The organism is Actinoplanes sp. NPDC049802, assembly GCF_040656595.1.
GTDB lineage: Bacteria > Actinomycetota > Actinomycetes > Mycobacteriales > Micromonosporaceae > Actinoplanes.
The window spans coordinates 81,425-98,458 of the sequence record NZ_JBFAMR010000011.1; the positions used below are offsets into that span (position 1 = coordinate 81,425).

The 17,034-nt window shown below is 70.3% G+C and carries 14 protein-coding genes; 3 read left to right on the top strand and 11 right to left on the bottom strand.

Annotated features, from left to right (window positions below; translation table 11 throughout):
- Positions 1 to 5: 5 nt before the first annotated feature.
- The 6 genes from AB0I88_RS11040 to AB0I88_RS11065 all read right to left on the bottom strand — a co-directional run bounded on the left by AB0I88_RS11040 (position 6) and on the right by AB0I88_RS11065 (position 6,678).
- Positions 6 to 1,694 carry a ribonuclease H-like domain-containing protein gene (locus AB0I88_RS11040; protein WP_361021151.1) on the bottom strand — a complete coding sequence of 563 codons (1,689 nt, stop codon included), beginning with the start codon at positions 1,692 to 1,694 and terminating at the stop codon, positions 6 to 8.
- A 2-nt stretch (positions 1,695 to 1,696) separates the two neighbouring features.
- Entirely contained in the window at positions 1,697 to 1,843 is a 147-nt protein-coding gene (locus tag AB0I88_RS11045; protein WP_361021153.1) for a hypothetical protein, read from the bottom strand.
- A gap of 236 nt (positions 1,844 to 2,079) precedes the next feature.
- Positions 2,080 to 2,526, bottom strand: a complete 447-nt coding sequence (locus AB0I88_RS11050) for a hypothetical protein (RefSeq protein ID WP_361021155.1) — start codon at positions 2,524 to 2,526, stop codon at positions 2,080 to 2,082.
- Between the two features lie 155 nt (positions 2,527 to 2,681).
- Positions 2,682 to 5,588 (bottom strand): vitamin B12-dependent ribonucleotide reductase, encoded by a 2,907-nt coding sequence (locus AB0I88_RS11055; protein WP_361021157.1) that lies wholly within the window; start codon positions 5,586 to 5,588, stop codon positions 2,682 to 2,684.
- An 83-nt stretch (positions 5,589 to 5,671) separates the two neighbouring features.
- A complete protein-coding gene (nrdR, locus tag AB0I88_RS11060) occupies positions 5,672 to 6,190 on the bottom strand; it encodes a transcriptional regulator NrdR (protein WP_361021159.1) in 519 nt (172 codons plus the stop codon).
- A gap of 350 nt (positions 6,191 to 6,540) precedes the next feature.
- On the bottom strand, positions 6,541 to 6,678 hold the full coding sequence (locus AB0I88_RS11065) for a hypothetical protein (protein WP_361021161.1): 138 nt from the start codon (positions 6,676 to 6,678) through the stop codon (positions 6,541 to 6,543).
- 252 nt (positions 6,679 to 6,930) lie between these two features.
- On the opposite strand from AB0I88_RS11065, the gene lexA reads away from it, so the two are divergent.
- Positions 6,931 to 7,704: a transcriptional repressor LexA gene (lexA, locus tag AB0I88_RS11070; RefSeq protein ID WP_361021163.1), complete on the top strand. Its 774-nt coding sequence runs from the start codon at positions 6,931 to 6,933 to the stop codon at positions 7,702 to 7,704.
- 73 nt (positions 7,705 to 7,777) lie between these two features.
- On the opposite strand, the gene AB0I88_RS11075 is transcribed toward lexA, so the two are convergent.
- Both AB0I88_RS11075 and hflX read right to left on the bottom strand, forming a co-directional pair.
- The gene (locus AB0I88_RS11075) at positions 7,778 to 9,562 is read right to left on the bottom strand and encodes a hypothetical protein (protein WP_361021165.1); all 1,785 of its coding nucleotides are present in this window, start codon (positions 9,560 to 9,562) and stop codon (positions 7,778 to 7,780) included.
- Between the two features lie 216 nt (positions 9,563 to 9,778).
- Positions 9,779 to 11,191, bottom strand: a complete 1,413-nt coding sequence (hflX, locus tag AB0I88_RS11080; RefSeq protein ID WP_361021167.1) for a GTPase HflX — start codon at positions 11,189 to 11,191, stop codon at positions 9,779 to 9,781.
- Positions 11,192 to 11,412: 221 nt separating this feature from the next.
- Here hflX and AB0I88_RS11085 point away from each other — a divergent pair, with 221 nt between their 5' ends.
- Positions 11,413 to 12,873: an NAD-dependent malic enzyme gene (locus AB0I88_RS11085; protein WP_361021169.1), complete on the top strand. Its 1,461-nt coding sequence runs from the start codon at positions 11,413 to 11,415 to the stop codon at positions 12,871 to 12,873.
- A 250-nt stretch (positions 12,874 to 13,123) separates the two neighbouring features.
- Here AB0I88_RS11085 and AB0I88_RS11090 read toward each other — a convergent pair whose 3' ends face one another.
- Genes AB0I88_RS11090 through miaA form a run of 3 tightly spaced genes read right to left on the bottom strand, consistent with a single transcriptional unit; the run spans position 13,124 to position 15,605 of the window.
- Positions 13,124 to 13,846 carry a glycerophosphodiester phosphodiesterase family protein gene (locus AB0I88_RS11090; RefSeq protein ID WP_361021171.1) on the bottom strand — a complete coding sequence of 241 codons (723 nt, stop codon included), beginning with the start codon at positions 13,844 to 13,846 and terminating at the stop codon, positions 13,124 to 13,126.
- Positions 13,846 to 14,691, bottom strand: a complete 846-nt coding sequence (dapF, locus tag AB0I88_RS11095; protein WP_361021173.1) for a diaminopimelate epimerase — start codon at positions 14,689 to 14,691, stop codon at positions 13,846 to 13,848. The genes AB0I88_RS11090 and dapF overlap by 1 nt, the downstream gene beginning before the upstream one ends.
- A gap of 8 nt (positions 14,692 to 14,699) precedes the next feature.
- Entirely contained in the window at positions 14,700 to 15,605 is a 906-nt protein-coding gene (gene miaA / locus AB0I88_RS11100; RefSeq protein ID WP_361021175.1) for a tRNA (adenosine(37)-N6)-dimethylallyltransferase MiaA, read from the bottom strand.
- Between the two features lie 179 nt (positions 15,606 to 15,784).
- Here miaA and AB0I88_RS11105 point away from each other — a divergent pair, with 179 nt between their 5' ends.
- Positions 15,785 to 16,993 (top strand): DUF349 domain-containing protein, encoded by a 1,209-nt coding sequence (locus AB0I88_RS11105; protein WP_361021177.1) that lies wholly within the window; start codon positions 15,785 to 15,787, stop codon positions 16,991 to 16,993.
- Positions 16,994 to 17,034 lie beyond the last annotated feature (41 nt).

Consider the following 17,034-nt stretch of genomic DNA (forward strand, 5'->3'; position numbering starts at 1 on the left):
GAGAGTCAGCGGAGGGCGTCGCGGATGTGGGCGGTCGCCGCGGTGTCGGCGTGGTTGTAGTCGCGCAGCCACTGCCGTGCGGTCTCGTCGCCGCGCTGGGCCTGTTCGATGACGCCGAGAGAGTGCTCGCCGCCGGCGTCCTGCATCGGCCACTCGAACCCGAGTGACCGGGCGACGTTCTTCAGGCCGGTGCCGTGCACGGAGAAGTACCGCTTACGGAAGTGGTCCCAGAGGTCTACGTGATGCTTCTCGACGGCGGAGAACTCCTCCTCGGTGATCGTGCCGGGGAGATGCCGGCGCAGTTTGCCGACCTCAGGGGAGGTCCAGTGGAAGAAGGCGATGGTCTTTCCGGCCGCCTCCGCATCCGCGATCTGCGCCTGCAACCACCGGAAGTAACGCTCGGCGAGATGCCCGGCCCGGTCCACGTCGAGTTCCGCCCAGGTGTGGAAGTCGTCGACGTACTCGGCGGTGGTGTCGTCCTGGCCGAGCCGTTTACGGATTCCCCACATGTAGACCAGGCCGCCCTGCTGCTGATTCTCCATGTCGACGTCGATCTCGATGTCCGCGGCGGGCATCTCGTCGGCGGGGGCGACGCGTTCCCACGGTTGGCCGGCGACGATCAGCCGTGCCCGGCGGATGGCGTCACCGAGACGCTTCTCCATCTGCTCCTCGTTCTTCTCGACCTCCGGCACCAGCCTCTCCACCAGATCGGACCGGTCGAGGTCGACCGCTGCCAGATCGGCGGTGGTCACGATGCCGAGCCGGCCGAGCGCCTTCCACTCACGTACGCTGAGAGCCCCATGGGTGATGTCGCGGTGCGCGCGCCCCTCACTCTCGACGAGGCAGCGGGAGCTGTACGGGCAGTCGCCGCAGTCCTCCTGCCGGATGGGTTCGACCGGCCGGGCCGTGTCGTCGAGACTCTCCGCCGCCTTCCGGGCGACCTCGAGCCGGAAGGCGAACTCGTGGTCGTAACGGTCGAGCGCGGACCGCACCTTCGGACCTTCGAGGTCGCGTGAGTAGGTCGTGAACAGAGGCTCGTTCAGGTCGAACCAGCCGAGCACCCACCGGCCGGCGCCGGGTACGACGTCGGTGATGTCACTGGTGCCGATCACCGCCCCGGTGAGCCAGTTCGGACCGGGATGGAAGCCGCACGCCTGCAACATCCGGGTGTAGTGCGTCAACTGCATGCACGCTTTGAACCGGTGATCTGAGGAGCCGCTGATTCGCGGAACCTCGACCAGGGCGTGGGGATCGGCCAGCGTGGAGTACCTCGGCACACCCTTGCGGGCGGCACGGGCCAGCGTCTTCCCGAACTGCCGGTAGTGCTTGACGTCGACGGGCACGTACCGGGGCGGTTCGTCGTCCGCCGTCACCCGGAGCAGGATGTCGGGCTTGCCGACCCGTCCGCCCGCCCGGTCGTGCGGCAGTTGCCCGCCGAGCACCAGCCGGCGACCCGAACGCATCGCGTCGAGTGTCGCCTCGACCCGTTCGCCCGTCGAATCACCGCCCACCAGCACCGCCTCGGGACCGTGCAGCGCCGACAGTTCCGCGAAGATCTGCTCCTCGAACACGTTGCCCCCGTCGAAGCGGCGCTGCAGCGAGGATGACGCCTCCGAATCGAGGGCGGCACCGGGCAGGTGATCCCACCAGACCCGCACCGGGCATCGGAAGGCCTCATAACCACCGAGAAGCATGCTTACCTCTCCCACATCAGGGGCTGTGCGAGCGCCAGCTCGCCGAACAGGTGCTGCGGGCCAGCCCCGTGGAGATCCGGGCCGGTGGCGACGGCCCAGCCGCTGCGGTCGTCGCGCGGGCGGATCAGGATCCGGCGTGGTCCCGGCACGGGTCACTCCCGACGGCCCGGACGACTACCGGATCGGCGTACGGAAGGTCCTGGTCTGCGGGAACGCATGCACGTTCCCGCCGCGCCGACCCGTGGCGTCGCCCGCCGCAGCGGGTCGAACGGGATCGAACGTACGAGCCGTCGGTTGCGGGCCGGGTGCGATCGGGTCTCGCCGACGGTGCGGTCTAGCGAGTCGATGCCTTCGGCCCGGTGCCGACCGCGCCCGGAGGTCGCGGCTATCGATCCTGGATCGCGAGCGCGTGATTGCGGTAACGCACGGTCAACTCATGGTTGGAGGTGGACCACACGGAGCCGGGGTCACGGGCCGACGCGGCGGCCAACCACTGGCACACGGTGGGTAACGCCCCCACAAGCAGCGTCGAGACCTCACGGCGGCAGTCGGAAGGAACGGCCCACACACGCATGAACAGGGCGTCGGCCGGCATCAGCGAAGCGTTCGCCAGCCGGCGGCTCCTGGACCTGCCGAACCAGGAGACCTCGATGACGTCCTGGTCTTCCGGCGAAACGGGGTGGCCAGCGGTGGGCACGGCGAAGTCGAGACTTCCTATGGCGATACCGGTCTCGCGCAACGAACGTTCGATGAGGTCACGCCCGACGGGATAAGACATACCGGACCGCAAACGGCTCCTGCGGTAGTCATTCCACGGCGGCGCATCCGACATGCCGATCATGCTAGACACACCGCCACGGCCGGATCCGGTGGCAAAAGGATGTCCCCCGGACGGAAGCGTCCGGGGGACATCCCTTTGGTCAGACTCGCCGATGACTCTCAGAACTCAAGGTGTCCCTGGAGGGGACACCCTGAGAATGGTCAGACTCAGCTGCAGCCGGAGGTGGAGCCGCAGCCCTCGCAGACGTAGCAGCTTCCGGCACGGCGCATCTTCGTGCCGCAGGTGAAGCAGAGCGGCGCGTCGGCCGCGTGGCCGGTGACGATCTCCAGCAACTCGGTGGAGGAGCCGGCCGTGACCGTGACCGGGGGTTCCTTCTCCGGGGTGGTGGCGGCCTGCACCTCGGCCACCGTGACCCTGGCGGGCGACGGGGCCGGGGTCACCGGGGCGGAGGAGGCCAGGGCGGCCATCTCCTCGGCGGCGGCTTCCGCGGCGGCTTCGGCGGCGGCCTGCGCGATCCGCTCCTTGGCCGTGAAGATGCCCAGCTCGGCGCGGGTCTCGTAGGGCAGGAAGTCCAGCGCCAGGCGACGGAAGATGTAGTCCATCACCGAGGAGGCCATGCGGACGTCCGGGTCGTCGGTCATGCCGGCCGGTTCGAAACGCATGTTGGTGAACTTCGCGACGTACGTCTCCAGCGGCACTCCGTACTGCAGGCCTATCGAGATGGCGACCGAGAAGGCGTCCATCACACCGGCCAGGGTGGAGCCCTGCTTCGACATCTTCAGGAAGACCTCGCCGAGGCCGTCGTCCGGGTAGGACGACGCGGTGAGGTAGCCTTTGGCGCCGCCGACCGAGAAGGACACCGTCTCCGACGGGCGCTTCTTCGGCAGCCGCTTGCGGACCGGCCGGTACTCGATGACCTTCTCGACGACCTTCTCGACCGCCTTCTCCGCAACCACAGGTGCGTCAGGGGCGACGGACTTCTTCTTCGAAGCCGAGAGTGGTTGCCCGACCTTGCAGTTGTCGCGGTAGATCGCGAGCGCCTTGAGGCCGAGCTTCCAGCCCTGGAAGTGAATGTCCTCGATCTCCTCGACGGTCGCCGTCTCCGGCATGTTGACAGTCTTCGAGATGGCGCCGGAGATGAACGGCTGCACGGCGGCCATCATCCGGACGTGGCCGATCGGGGCGATGACCCGGTCGCCCATGGCACAGTCGAAGATCGCGTAGTGCTCCGGCTTGAGGCCGGGGGCGTCGACGACGTTGCCGTGCTCGGCGATGTGCTCGACGATCGCCTCGACCTGCTCCTCGGGGTAGCCGATGCTGCGCAGGGCCCGCGGGACCGTCTGGTTGACGATCTGCATCGAGCCGCCGCCGACCAGCTTCTTGAACTTGACCAGGGCCAGGTCGGGCTCGATGCCGGTGGTGTCGCAGTCCATCATCAGGCCGATGGTGCCGGTCGGGGCGAGCACCGACGCCTGCGCGTTGCGCCAGCCGTTCTTCGCGCCGAGCTTGTTGCCGTTCTGCCACTGGCGGGTGGCTTCGCGAAGGATCTCGGTGGCGACGGCGCCCTGCGGACGGATGTCGTCGTTGGCGGTGGCGTGCTTGCGCATGACGCGCTGGTGCGCCTCGGCGTTACGGGCGTAGCCGTCGTACGCGCCGACGACACCGGCCAGCTCGGCGGAACGCCGGTACGCCGTACCGGTCATCAGCGAGGTGATCGCCGCGGCGACGCTGCGGCCGCCCTCCGAGTCGTACGGCAGACCGGACGCCATGAGCAGGGCGCCGAGGTTCGCGTACCCGATGCCGAGCTGACGGTAGGCGCGGGTGGTGACCCCGATCTTCTCGGTCGGGAAGTCGGCGAAGCAGATCGAGATGTCCATCGCGGTGATGATGAACTCGACGCTCTTGACGAACTTCGCCACCTCGAAGCCGCCGTCGGCCTTGAGGAACTTCATCAGGTTGAGCGACGCCAGGTTGCAGGACGAGTCGTCCAGCGACATGTACTCCGAGCACGGGTTGGACGCGGTGATCCGGCCGGTCTCGGGGTTGGTGTGCCAGTCGTTGATGGTGTCGTCGTACTGCAGACCGGGGTCGGCGCACTCCCAGGCGGCCTGGGCGATGTCGCGGAACAGCTTCCTGGCGTCGATCTCCTCGATCACCTCGCCGTTCATCCGGCCGCGGAGCGCGAACTTGCCGCCCTCCTCGACGGCGCGCATGAACTCGTCGCTGACCCGGACCGAGTTGTTGGCGTTCTGGTACTGGACGCTGACGATGTCGGCGCCGCCCAGGTCCATGTCGAAGCCGGCGTCCCGCAGCGCGCGGATCTTGTTCTCCTCGCGCGCCTTGGTCCAGACGAACTCCTCCACGTCGGGGTGGTCGACATCGAGGATGACCATCTTGGCCGCGCGGCGGGTGGCGCCACCGGACTTGATGGTGCCGGCGCTGGCGTCGGCGCCGCGCATGAAGCTGACCGGGCCGCTGGCGGTGCCGCCGGAGGAGAGCAGCTCGCGGGAGGACCGGATCCGGGACAGGTTGACACCCGAGCCGGAGCCGCCCTTGAAGATCAGGCCCTCCTCCTTGTACCACTCGAGGATCGAGTCCATCGAGTCGTCCACGGAGAGGATGAAGCAGGCGCTGACCTGCTGCGGCGACTTGGTGCCGACGTTGAACCAGACCGGCGAGTTGAAGCTGAACACCTGGTGCAGCAGCATCCACGTCAGCTCGTGGTCGAACAGTTCGGCGTCCGCCGCGGTGGCGAAGTAGCCGTGGTCCTCGCCCGCCTTGCGGTAGGTCTGCACGACACGGTCGATCAGCTGCTTCAGCGACCGCTCCCGCTCCGGGGCGCCCACCGCGCCACGGAAGTACTTGGTCGTGACGATGTTCGCCGCGTTCACACTCCAGAACGCGGGAAACTCCACACCGCGCTGCTCGAAGTTGATCGAGCCGTCGCGCCAGTTGGTCATGACGACGTCGCGGCGTTCCCACTCGACCTCGTCGTACGGGTGAACGCCCTCGGTCGTCCAGACCCGCTCCACTCGCAGCCCCCCGGCCGCCGCGCCGGTGCCGCCGTTCGTCCGGCTGCGCTGGCGACCTGCAGTGATGCCGTCTCCGGCCATATGGATGTGCTCCCCCTCGTAGGTACCGCTACAGGTGTGTCGGTAAGAAATGCGTCAGACTGAGGCCGGCCGCCGTCGGGGCCTCAGCCGTTGAGCTTGGGTGGCCGCCCGCCGGACCGTGGCGCGACGGCGTGTCGCGTCCCGGCTTCCCGGACTACGGCGGCGTCGCGCAGCGCGGCGATCTCCTTCTCGAATTCGTCGAGAGAGTCGAAAGACTTGTACACGCTGGCGAATCGGAGGTAAGCCACCTGGTCCAGCTCACGCAACGGCGTGAGGATCGCCAGGCCCACGTCGTGGCTGGGGATCTCGGCGGCGCCGCGGGCCCGGACGGTCTCCTCCACGCGCTGCGCGAGCTTCGCGATGGAGTCCTCGTCGACGGGCCGGCCCTGACAGGCCTTGCGCACACCGCTCATGATCTTCGTCCGGCTGAAGGGCTCGGTGACGCCGCTGCGCTTGACGACCGCGAGGACCGCTTCCTCGACGGTCGTGAAGCGTTTGCCGCACTCGGGGCACGCCCGCCGGCGACGGATCAGTTGACCGTCATCGGCCTCACGCGAGTCGACCACGCGTGAATCGGCATGGCGACAGTACGGGCAGCGCACCGGGATCTCCCTCCGGACCCCTTCTCAGGACTGGCGGACATGACGAAACGCAGCGGAACCAAGGTCGGAACGACCGGTTGCGCTGTGGATGACATGTGGATAACCAGGGAGAAGGAAACCCAACCTGTGGATGACTTACATCCGTGTGACCACTAGATGTTGGGGTAGACGCTAGGCCCCGGCGGACGGCGACGCAAGCTCAGCAACGTGCCGACGCGCCGTATTCTGCACCTCACCACCACGGGTGATGTCACGATCACTCGCAGCGGCCGGAGTGGGACGCGCGGCGCGCCGGAAAAACGGGCGGGACACCCGACGGAGATCAACCAGGGGCGCCCGGGACGGCCAGCTCAGGCCGCGGAAGCCGTCGCGAAGAGGACAGCACTCGCCAGGACGACCATGGCGAAGAAGGCACCGAGCAGCACGACCCGGCCACGCCGCGTGAGCCGTAGGGGCGGTTCGACGTGTCGCGCACCACTGACGGTCATGACGATCCCTCCTCTAGGACATCCGTTCGATAGAACGCCCGTACGACGGTCTATCAGAACACAGGTACGGAAGTCGAGCTCTTCGGAGCGACACGCCGTGGAATCTCGTACAGATGTTTGAATATGTCGCACGTGCCCATTAAGTTTTCCGTCAGAAGGGGTCAGCCGGACAAACGCCATCCCCACGGCGTTGCCCCCGGCTCCGCGACGCACCACGTGCCGACGAGGCACTGGCCGACAGGGAGGGCGGACGTGTCGACCGACGACCGGACGAGCCGACAGCAGCAGACCAGGAAGACCGAGACCGGCCGGCGCCGTGCGACGAGCCGCTCCCGCGCTCCGGAGGCACCCCAGTTACGGGCGGTCACACCGGTCGGTCACCTTCCCGAGGTGGTGGCCTCCGACCTCACCGCCCGGCAGCGCCGCATCCTCGAGTTCATCCGCGACTGGGTGGAGAAGTACGGTTACCCGCCCAGCGTCCGTGAGATCGGCGAGGCGGTCGGCCTGGTCTCCCCGTCCAGCGTGGCGTACCAGTTGAAGGCCCTCGAGAGCAAGGGATACCTGCGCCGCGACCCGAACCGCCCCCGGGCCGTGGACGTGCGGGCCCCCGGCGAGCTGGTCGACGACGAGGCCATGCGGGCAGCCCGGCCCCAGCCGGCCTACGTGCCCCTGCTCGGCCGGATCGCCGCCGGTGGCCCGATCCTGGCCGAACAGGCCGTGGAGGACTTCTTCCCGCTGCCGCGCGAGCTGGTCGGCGAGGGCGAGGTCTTCATGCTGGAGGTCAAGGGCGACTCGATGATCGACGCGGCGATCTGCAACGGCGACTGGGTGGTGGTCCGCCAGCAGCCCAACGCCGAGGCGGGCGACATCGTGGCCGCCATGATCGACGGCGAGGCGACCGTGAAGAGCTACCGCCAGCGGGACGGGCACGTCTGGCTGATGCCGGCCAACCCGGCCTTCGACCCGATCCCCGGCGACGACGCGACCATCATGGGCCGTGTGGTGGCGGTCCTGCGCCGGGTCTGACCGCCCGGCGGCGAGAACGCCGAAGGCCGGTTCGCTCCGGGAGCGGACCGGCCTTCGTTCGCACGCCGGATCGTCAGCGGTTGCCGGGGCCCGGCGGGAGGCCACCGCCGCCATTCGTCCCCGGCCCCTGCTGCGGGCCGCGGGGCTGCTGCTGACCGCCGTAGACGCCACCGCCACCGCGGGCGTGGGGCTGCGGGCCGCCACGGCCGGGCGGCTGCTGAGGGCCCCGCTGCGGCTGCTGCGGACTGCGCGGGGGCACCTGGCCCGGGCCACGACCGGGCGGAGGCTGCTGGCCGCGACCGGGCGCCTGCTGCGGGCCGCGCGGCGGCTGCTGCTGTGGACCGCGCGCCGGAGCCTGCTGCGGGCCACGTGGCGGCTGCTGCTGCGGACCACGCGGCGGAGCCTGCTGCGGGCCACGCGGCGGCTGCTGCTGTGGACCGCGCACCGGAGCCTGCTGCGGACCGCGTGCCGGAGGAGCCTGCTGCGGGCCAGGTGGCAGCGGCTGCGGGCCGCGCGGCGGAGCCTGCTGGGGGCCACGTGCGGGTGGCTGACCGGTGGGGCGGCCGTACTGCGGGCCGCCTGCGGGCGGGCCGGACTTGGCGCCGTAGACCGGGCCACCCCCACCGGGGCGGCCGGCGCCGTAGGCCGCGCCCCGCGGCGGCGCTCCGCCGACCCCGATCAGCTCGGTCCCCGGCTCTGCCTTGTCGAAGCCGCTGGGCAGATCGTCGTCGAGCGGGCCGGCGGCCTGCGGCGACTTGCGGAACCTGACGATGCCGAAGACGCCGGCGGCGACCAGGATCAGGCCGAGCAGGCCGACGCCGCCCACCGCGTACGTCAGGTTGTCCACCGACATGTACCACGGCGTGGACGTCGTGCCGCCGCCCTGCTTGCTGGACTTCACGGCGACCGTGCTGGCCGGCGTGTACTGCCGGATGTGGTTGGCGGTGGCGGTGTCGCCGCTCATGTCGGAGGCGGTGAGGAACGTCGTGCCGTCCGGGCTGTACGAGATCGCCTCACCGAACGGCTCGTTGGGCAGGCCGGTGGTGCGCGGCGTCTTCTTGAGCGCGGCCAGCACGTCGCCGCCGGTCACGTCCCACTCGAGGGCGTCCGTGTAGGTCCGCAGGGTGACCTTGCCGCCGCCGGGCGCGATCGCACCGCCGGTGATGGTCTTGTTGCCGATCCGGGCGACCCGGTTGCCGGCGGTCTCCGTCGCGAAAAGTGTGATCTCGCCGACCCTCTTCAACGGGACGCCGGTGGAGTTGTTGGTCTTCAGCGCCGCGGTGGGCTGGTAGATCCCGGCCGCCTTGCCGATCTCCTTGGTCACGATGAGCGGAGTGCCGTCACCGTTGAACAGCAGCGCCTCGGCGTCGTGGACGTCACCGGACGGGTAACTGAGCCGGTGGATCTTCGGCTTCTCGGAGCCGTCGACCGGCATGCTCCACAGCGCGACGCCGGGCCGCGGGGCGGGCGGCGAGTCACGGACGCCGTTGTCGCCGGTGTCCGCGATCCAGAGGGTCTTGCGGTCCGCCGAGAGGACGATGTCCTCGGGATCGCGTGGGCCCGCACCGCTGAACGGGATCTTCTTGATGACCTTGCAGGAGCTGTTGAGGAGGAAGACCTGCTCCTTGGCCTCCGAATCCTCCGCGGCGCCGTCGTTGATCGCGACGTAACCGTTCTTGACCGCGACCAGACCGGACAGCTCGGACAGATCGGCATCAGCGATCTTGCAAAGCTTCTTGCCGGGCGTCGACTTCGCGCTGACCGTCGGTGCCGGGGTGGGGTCCTCGGCGGACGCACTGGAAGACCCGACCATCACGAGACCGAGAGCCACGATGGTAGGGAAGACGAGACGCCGCATTGGCACAGTGTCGCATGCGGGAACCCGTGCCGGTATTACGTGTGGATCAAAGCTGGGACACCCCGGGCACCGGCGTGGTACCACCGCTTCACCCTCGGTGAGGAAGCTGACCGGATTGGCCGCACCCGTCCCCAGCGGGTCCGGATGCGGCCTTCCGATCAGGATCGGAACTCGGTTCGTCTTCGTCCCCCGGCACGGATGACGAGAATCACGGGATCAGGAACGAAACTCCGCCAGATCCGCCGCGAGCCGCTCGTCGACTCGGGCGAGCAGTTCGGTTCCGTCGTCCAGGTGTCGCGACTGCAGCACCTGACCGGTCCGGTGCACCCGGGCGACCAGGTCACCCCGGTCGTAGGGCACCAGGATCCGCATCTCGACGGCCGGCCGTGGCAGCCGGTCGGCGATGGCCTTGTGCAGCTCCGCGATGCCGGCGCCGGAGCGCGCGGACACGAAGACGGCGTCCGGCCAGGTCCGCTTCAGCCGGAGAATCGTCTCCTCGCCGGCCGCGTCGACCTTGTTGATGACCAGCAGCTCGGGCAGCTGGTCGGCGCCGACCTCGCCGAGCACCTCGCGGACCGCGCTGACCTGACCCTCCGGGTCCGGATGGGCGCCGTCGACGACGTGCACCACCAGGTCGGCCTGGGCCACCTCCTCCAGCGTCGAGCGGAACGCCTCGACGATCTGGTGCGGCAGGTGCCGGACGAAGCCGACCGTGTCGGAGAGCGTGAAGACACGCCCGTCCTCCGCGGCGGTCCGCCGGGTGGTCGGGTCGAGGGTGGCGAACAGTGCGTCCTCCACCAGCACCCCGGCCTGGGTCAGGCGGTTCAGCAGGCTGGACTTGCCGGCGTTGGTGTAACCGGCGATCGCCACGGCCGGCACACCGCTGGCGGCACGACGGGACCGTTTGGTCTCCCGCACCGTCTTCATGGACTTGATCTCGCGCCGCAGCTTGGCGATCCGGGTGTTGATGCGCCGGCGGTCGGTCTCCAGCTTCGTCTCGCCGGGACCACGCGTGCCGACGCCGCCGCCACCGGAGCCGCCACCCGCGCCACCACCCTGCCGGGACATCGCCTCACCCCAGCCACGGAGGCGGGGCAACAGGTACTGCAACTGGGCCAGCTCGACCTGGGCCTTGCCCTCACGGCTCTTGGCGTGCTGGGCGAAGATGTCGAGGATCAGGGCGGTCCGGTCGACCACCTTGACCTTGACCTGCTGCTCCAGGTTGCGCAGCTGGGACGGCGACAGCTCGCCGTCACAGATCACGGTGTCGGCGCCGGTCATGACGACCACGTCACGCAGCTCGTCGACCTTGCCGCGGCCGATGAAGGTGGCCGCGTCGGGCTGCTTGCGCCGCTGGATCAGGCCCTCGAGGACCTGGGACCCGGCGGTCTCGGCGAGCGCGGCCAGCTCGGTCAGTGAATTGTCAGCATCTTCCACGCTTCCTTCGGTCCACACTCCGACCAGCACGACCCTTTCGAGTCGCAACTGCCGGTACTCGACCTCGGTGATATCGGTCAGCTCGGTGGATAGACCGGCCACCCGCCTGAGCGAGTGCCGCTCCTCGAGCTCGAGCTCACCGGTGGTGGGATCGATCTCGTCAAGGACGGGTGTCTGGTACGTGTTTCGCAAAAGTGACCTCCTACGACCGATCGTGGCACGTCCGGCGACCGAGTGCATCCACATAACCGGGGCTGACTCACAAGTAACCACCGCGGGGAGATCGAACCATTCGGCGCGAGCGACAATTCGAGTGCCCGCCCGCGGGTCGTGCGGCCGCCGCCGGGACCATGCCGCGGCAGCGCGGCCCGCGGGCGGGCACTCAGCACCCCACCAACGTCGGAGGGACCACAGTGGTGACCACCCGCCTGCCGAGCGCAGGATTCTCGATCACGATCCGAATCGCCGTCACCGCGGACGCCTCGTCCATCGGCCGGCTCACCACCTGTGTGGGTGAGGCCGGGGCGATCGTGACGGCGCTGGACGTGGTGGACTCCGACCCCACTCACGTCCTCGTCGACCTGACCTGTGACACCGCCGACGCCGCGCACGCCGACCAGGTCGTCAAGCAACTCGAGGACCAGGACGGCGTGGACGTCCGCAAGGTCTCCGACCGGACGTTCCTGCTGCACCTGGGCGGCAAGATCGAGGTGTCGTCGAAGGTCGCGCTTCGCAACCGGGACGAGCTTTCCCGCGCGTACACCCCGGGGGTCGCCCGGGTTTGCATGGCCATCGCGGAGAACCCGGCGGACGCGCGCCGCCTCACCATCAAGCGCAACACGGTCGCCGTGGTCAGCGACGGTTCGGCCGTGCTCGGCCTGGGCAACATCGGCCCGGCCGCCGCGATGCCGGTGATGGAGGGCAAGGCGGCGCTGTTCAAACGGTTCGGCGGCGTGGACGCCTGGCCGGTGGTGCTGGACACACAGGACACCGACGAGATCGTGGCGATCGTGAAGGCGATCGCCCCGGCCTACGGCGGCATCAACCTGGAGGACATCGCGGCGCCACGCTGCTTCGAGATCGAGGCGCGGCTGCGGGAGCAGCTGGACATCCCGGTGTTCCACGACGACCAGCACGGCACCGCGATCTGCGTGCTGGCGGCGCTGACCAACGCGCTGCGGGTGGTCGGCAAGCGGATGCAGGACGTCAAGGTGGTGGTCTCCGGCGCGGGCGCGGCCGGCACCGCGATCATGAAACTGCTGATGCGGCAGGGCGTGGCCGACATCATCGCCTACGACCGGAAAGGCGCCCTGCACCGCGGCATGCCCGGCCTCAACGAGTCGATGCAGTGGCTGGCCGACCACACCAACAAGGAGAACTACTCCGGCGACCTGCCCGGCGCGATCGCCGGCGCGGACGTCTTCATCGGCGTCTCCGCGCCGAACCTGCTGACCGGCGACGACATCGCCCGGATGGCGGACAAGGCGATCGTGTTCGCGATGGCCAACCCGGACCCGGAGGTCGACCCGCGGGAGGCCCGCAAGCACGCCGCGATCGTCGCGACCGGCCGTTCCGACCAGCCCAATCAGATCAACAACGTGCTGGCGTTCCCGGGCGTCTTCCGCGGCATGCTGGACGCGGCGGCCGAGGAGTTCACCGAGGAGATGGCGCTGGCCGCGGCCCGCGCCATCGCCGATGTGGTGGGCGAGGACAAGCTCAACCCGACCGTGATCATCCCGAGCGTCTTCGACCCCAAGGTCACCCCGGCGGTGGCGGCGGCGATCCGGGCGGTCGTGCGGGGCGGACCGGTCCCGGCCAATCCGGCTGCGGCGCCGGAGGCGGAACTCGGCAAGGCCCCGGAGACGACCTTCTGAAACCAAGACCATTTCCGGGTACGCGTGACGCGCGCCCGCCGTGTGAGGTTCGGGTGCGGACCGCGCCCGCCGTGTGAGGTTCGGGTGCGGACCGCGCCCGAACCCCACACACGTCGAGACACGCGCCGTGGCCCGCCGGGTGCGCTCGGCCGGGCCGGTGCACGGCCGGGCCGGGGCACGGCCGGGCCGGGGCACGGCCGGGCCGGGGCACGGCCGGGCCGGGGCACGGCCGGGCCGGTGCACGCCGACGTCAGGCGCCGGCCCAGCCGGTGAGTTCGCCGACCAGGTCGGTGATCAGGCCGGAGACGCCCGCGTCCACCAGCGGGCGCCACTGGGTCATGTCGTTGGGCGTCCACGGCATCACGCCGATCCCGGCGGCGGCCAGCGCGGCCATCATCTCCGGGCCGTTCAGCACGTCCTCCACCGACGGGTTGGTGAAGGTGACACCCAGCTCCCGGGACAGCTCGACGGTCTCCGCGTCGAACCGGAACAGCAGCAGAGCGCGCCGCACCTCGGGGGCCACGTCGCGAACCTTGCGGACCACGTCGGCGTCGAAGCTCTGCAGCACCGAGCGGTCCAGCAGGTCGCGCTCGGCGAGCTGGGCGACGATCGACTTCACCTCGTCGAGGGTGGCCGGCGGTTTGATCTCGACGAGCAGCCCGGCCTTGCCGGGGGCGAGCAGGTCGAGGGTCTCGGCCAGGGTCGGCACCCGCAAACCGTCGAAGCCGGCGCCGAACCAGGACCCGGCGTCGAACCCGGCGATCTCGTCGTAGGTCAGGTCCCAGACCCGGCCGGAGCCGCTGGTGGTGCGGTTGACCGTCCGGTCGTGGATGACCACGGGCACGCCGTCCCGGGTGACCCGGACGTCGAACTCGACGAAGGTGGCGCCGGCCCGCAGCGCGGCGGCGAAGGCGGGCAGAGTGTTCTCGGGGGCCACCGCCGAGTAGCCCCGGTGCGCGACGCGGTGCAGCATCAGACCAGCGCCGCCGGGTCGATCTCGCCGTCGGCGACCAGCACCGCCGGGCCTTCCAGCCACCAGCCGCCGTCGCTGTCGTGGGTGACCACCAGGCGGCCGCCGGGCAGGTCCACCGCGACCGAGCCGGTTTCCAGGCCGGCGTCGCGCAGCGCCACCGCGCCGACCGCGAGCGCGCCGGTCCCGCAGGACAGGGTCTCGCCCGAACCGCGCTCGTGCACCCGCATCCGGACGTGCCCGTCGGCGCCGTCGACCGGCTCGGCGGGCTCGGTGAACTCGACGTTCACCCCGTGCGGGAAGAGGGCCGGGTCGTGCAGCGGGGCGCCGGTCAGGTCCAGCGAGGCCAGCTCGACGCCGTCGTGCAGGCCGCAGACCAGGTGGGGATTGCCGGTGTCCACGGCGACGCCGGGCACGGTGAGGGCGCCGACGGTCGCGGTGCTTCCCGCGTACACCCTCGGGGTCGTCATCCGTGCACGGACGGTGCCGTCACCGATCAGGGTGACCAGGACGCCGGCCCGGGTGGCGATCGGCAGGCCCTCCGGGCCGGGCGTGGCGAGGCCGCGGTCGAGCAGATAGCGCACGAAGACGCGGAGGCCGTTTCCGCACATCTCGGCGATCGAGCCGTCGCTGTTGCGATAGTCCATGAACCACTCGGCCTGTGCCGCGAAGCCGGCGGCCTCGGGATGCTTGGCGCTGCGGACCACCCGGAGCACACCGTCGCCGCCGATCCCCTTACGGCGGTCGCAGAGCGCCGCGACGAGCTCGGGTGTCAGCTCCAGCTCCCCGTCGGGGTCGGGGAGGATGACGAAATCGTTGCCTGTTCCGTGGCCTTTGGTGAACCGCACGCCGACCATCATCGCGCAAGCGCGATCGCGTCCGCCACGAGCTTCGGGTCCGTCCCGTCCAACCAGGTGATCGAGGGGTCGCGACGGAACCAGGAGCGCTGCCTGCGGACGAACCGGCGGGTTCCCTGGACCGTGTCCGCCTTCGCCTGCTCCTCGGTCAGCTCGCCGTCGATCTGGGCGATCGCCTGCTGGTAGCCGAGCGCGCGGGAGGCGGTCCGGCCCTCCCGGATGCCGGTCAGGCCGCGGACCTCGTCGATCAGCCCGGCGGCCCACATCACGTCGACGCGCAGCGCGATCCGCTCGTCCAGCGCGGCGGTGTCCCGGTCGACGCCGATCTGCGCCGACTCGTAGACCGGCCGCGGGGCGGGCAGGCTCGCGGTGAACGGCAGGCCGGTCAGCTCGATCACCTCGAGGGCTCGGACGATGCGGCGGCCGTTGCTCGGCAGGATCCTGGTGGCGGCCGCCGGGTCGCGGTCGGCGAGCCGGGCGTGCAGCACCGCCGGGCCGGCCGCGGCGAGCTCCTCCTCCAGCCGGGCCCGGATCGCCGGGTCGGTTCCGGGGAACTCGAAGTCCTCGAGGACCGCGCGGACGTACAATCCGGAGCCGCCGACCAGCAGCGGCACCCGGCCTCGGCCGAGCACGTCGTCGATCGCGGCGCGGGCCAGCCGCTGGTACTCGGCGACCGCGGCGGGCTCGGTGACGTCCCAGATGTCGAGCAGATGGTGCGGTACGCCCTCGCGCTCGGCCAAGGTGAGTTTGGCGGTGCCGATGTCCATGCCACGGTAGAGCTGCATCGAGTCGGCGTTGATCACCTCGCCGCCGAGTTCGTGTGCGAGGGCGATGCTCAGCGCGGATTTACCGGCCGCCGTCGGGCCGACGACGGTGACCACCCGTTGACCTGTCCGGTACGGCACCGGCCAACCGTAGGACACCGTTGTGTCACGGTCGTCGGCGGGAGCTTTCCCCTGACCGGGTTGGACCTGTGACAATGCGCGAGAAAGAATGCCGTTGAGAAGTTGGCATTCGAGACTGCGCTATGGCGGTGGCCGAGGTCCGGTTGGACCTGCGGCGCCGGGAGACTGAGGATGAGCTCATGAACGACTGGACGGCCTTCGGGCGCGTGGATGCCGACGGCACCGTGTACGTGAAGACCGCCGAGGGCGACCGTGTGGTCGGCTCCTGGCAGGCGGGCACCCCCGAGGAGGGGCTCGCTCACTTCGCCCGGCGATTCGACGACCTGGTCACCGAGGTCGACCTCGTCGAGGCTCGCCTCAAGTCCGGCGCGGCGGACGCGGCCCACTCGCTGACCAGCGTGAAGCGGCTGCGGACCCAGCTCGACGAGGCTCACGTGGTGGGTGACATCGACGGGCTGGCGGCCCGGTTGGAGCGCCTCGCCACCCTCGCCGAGGAGAAGGCCGGGGAGGCCCGTGCCGCCCGCGAGGTGGCCCGGACCGAGGCGGTGGCCCGCAAGACCGCTCTGGTCGAGGAGGCGGAGAAGATCGCCGCCGAAGCGACCGGGTGGAAGTCGGCGGGCGACCGGCTCAAGGAGATCCTCGACGAGTGGAAGACCATCCGCGGCGTCGACAAGAAGACCGACGGTGAGCTGTGGAAGCGGTTCGCCGCCGCCCGGGACGGGTTCACCCGCCGCCGGGGCGCCCACTTCGCCACCCTCGACGGCCAGCGCAAGCAGGCGCAGGGCGCCAAGGAGGAGCTGGTCAAGGAGGCGGAGGCACTGGCCGACTCGACCGAGTGGTCGAGCACGGCCAACCGGCTCAAGGACCTGATGACCGAGTGGAAGGCGGCGCCGCGCGCCGCGAAGGAGGCCGAGCAGCGCCTCTGGGAACGCTTCCGAGCCGCTCAGGACGCGTTCTTCACCCGGCGCAGCGAGGTCTTCTCCGCCCGGGACGCGGAGTACCAGGGCAACCTGGAGAAGAAGCAGGCCATCCTGGCCGAGATCGAGGCCGTCGACGTCGACGCCGACCCGCGCGGCGCGCAGAACCGTCTGCGGGACGCGCAGGCCGCCTGGCACGACGCGGGCCGGGTGCCCCGGGAGGCCGCCGCCTCGCTGGACCGCCGCTGGCGGGCCGCCGAGGAGCGGATCCGGGTGGCGATGGACTCGGCATGGCGCAAGACCAGCCCGCAGGACAACCCGCTGCTGCGCCAGATGCGCGAGCAGGTGGCCGAGGCCGAGCAGCGGCTGGCCCGGGCCCAGGCGGCCGGCGACGCGCGTCGGATCAAGGAGGCCGAGCAGGCGCTCGCCTCGAAGAAGCAGTTCCTCGCTCTGGCCGAGCAGGCGAACTGATCTCTCGCTCCGGGCGGGGGCGACGGACCACCGGTCCGTCG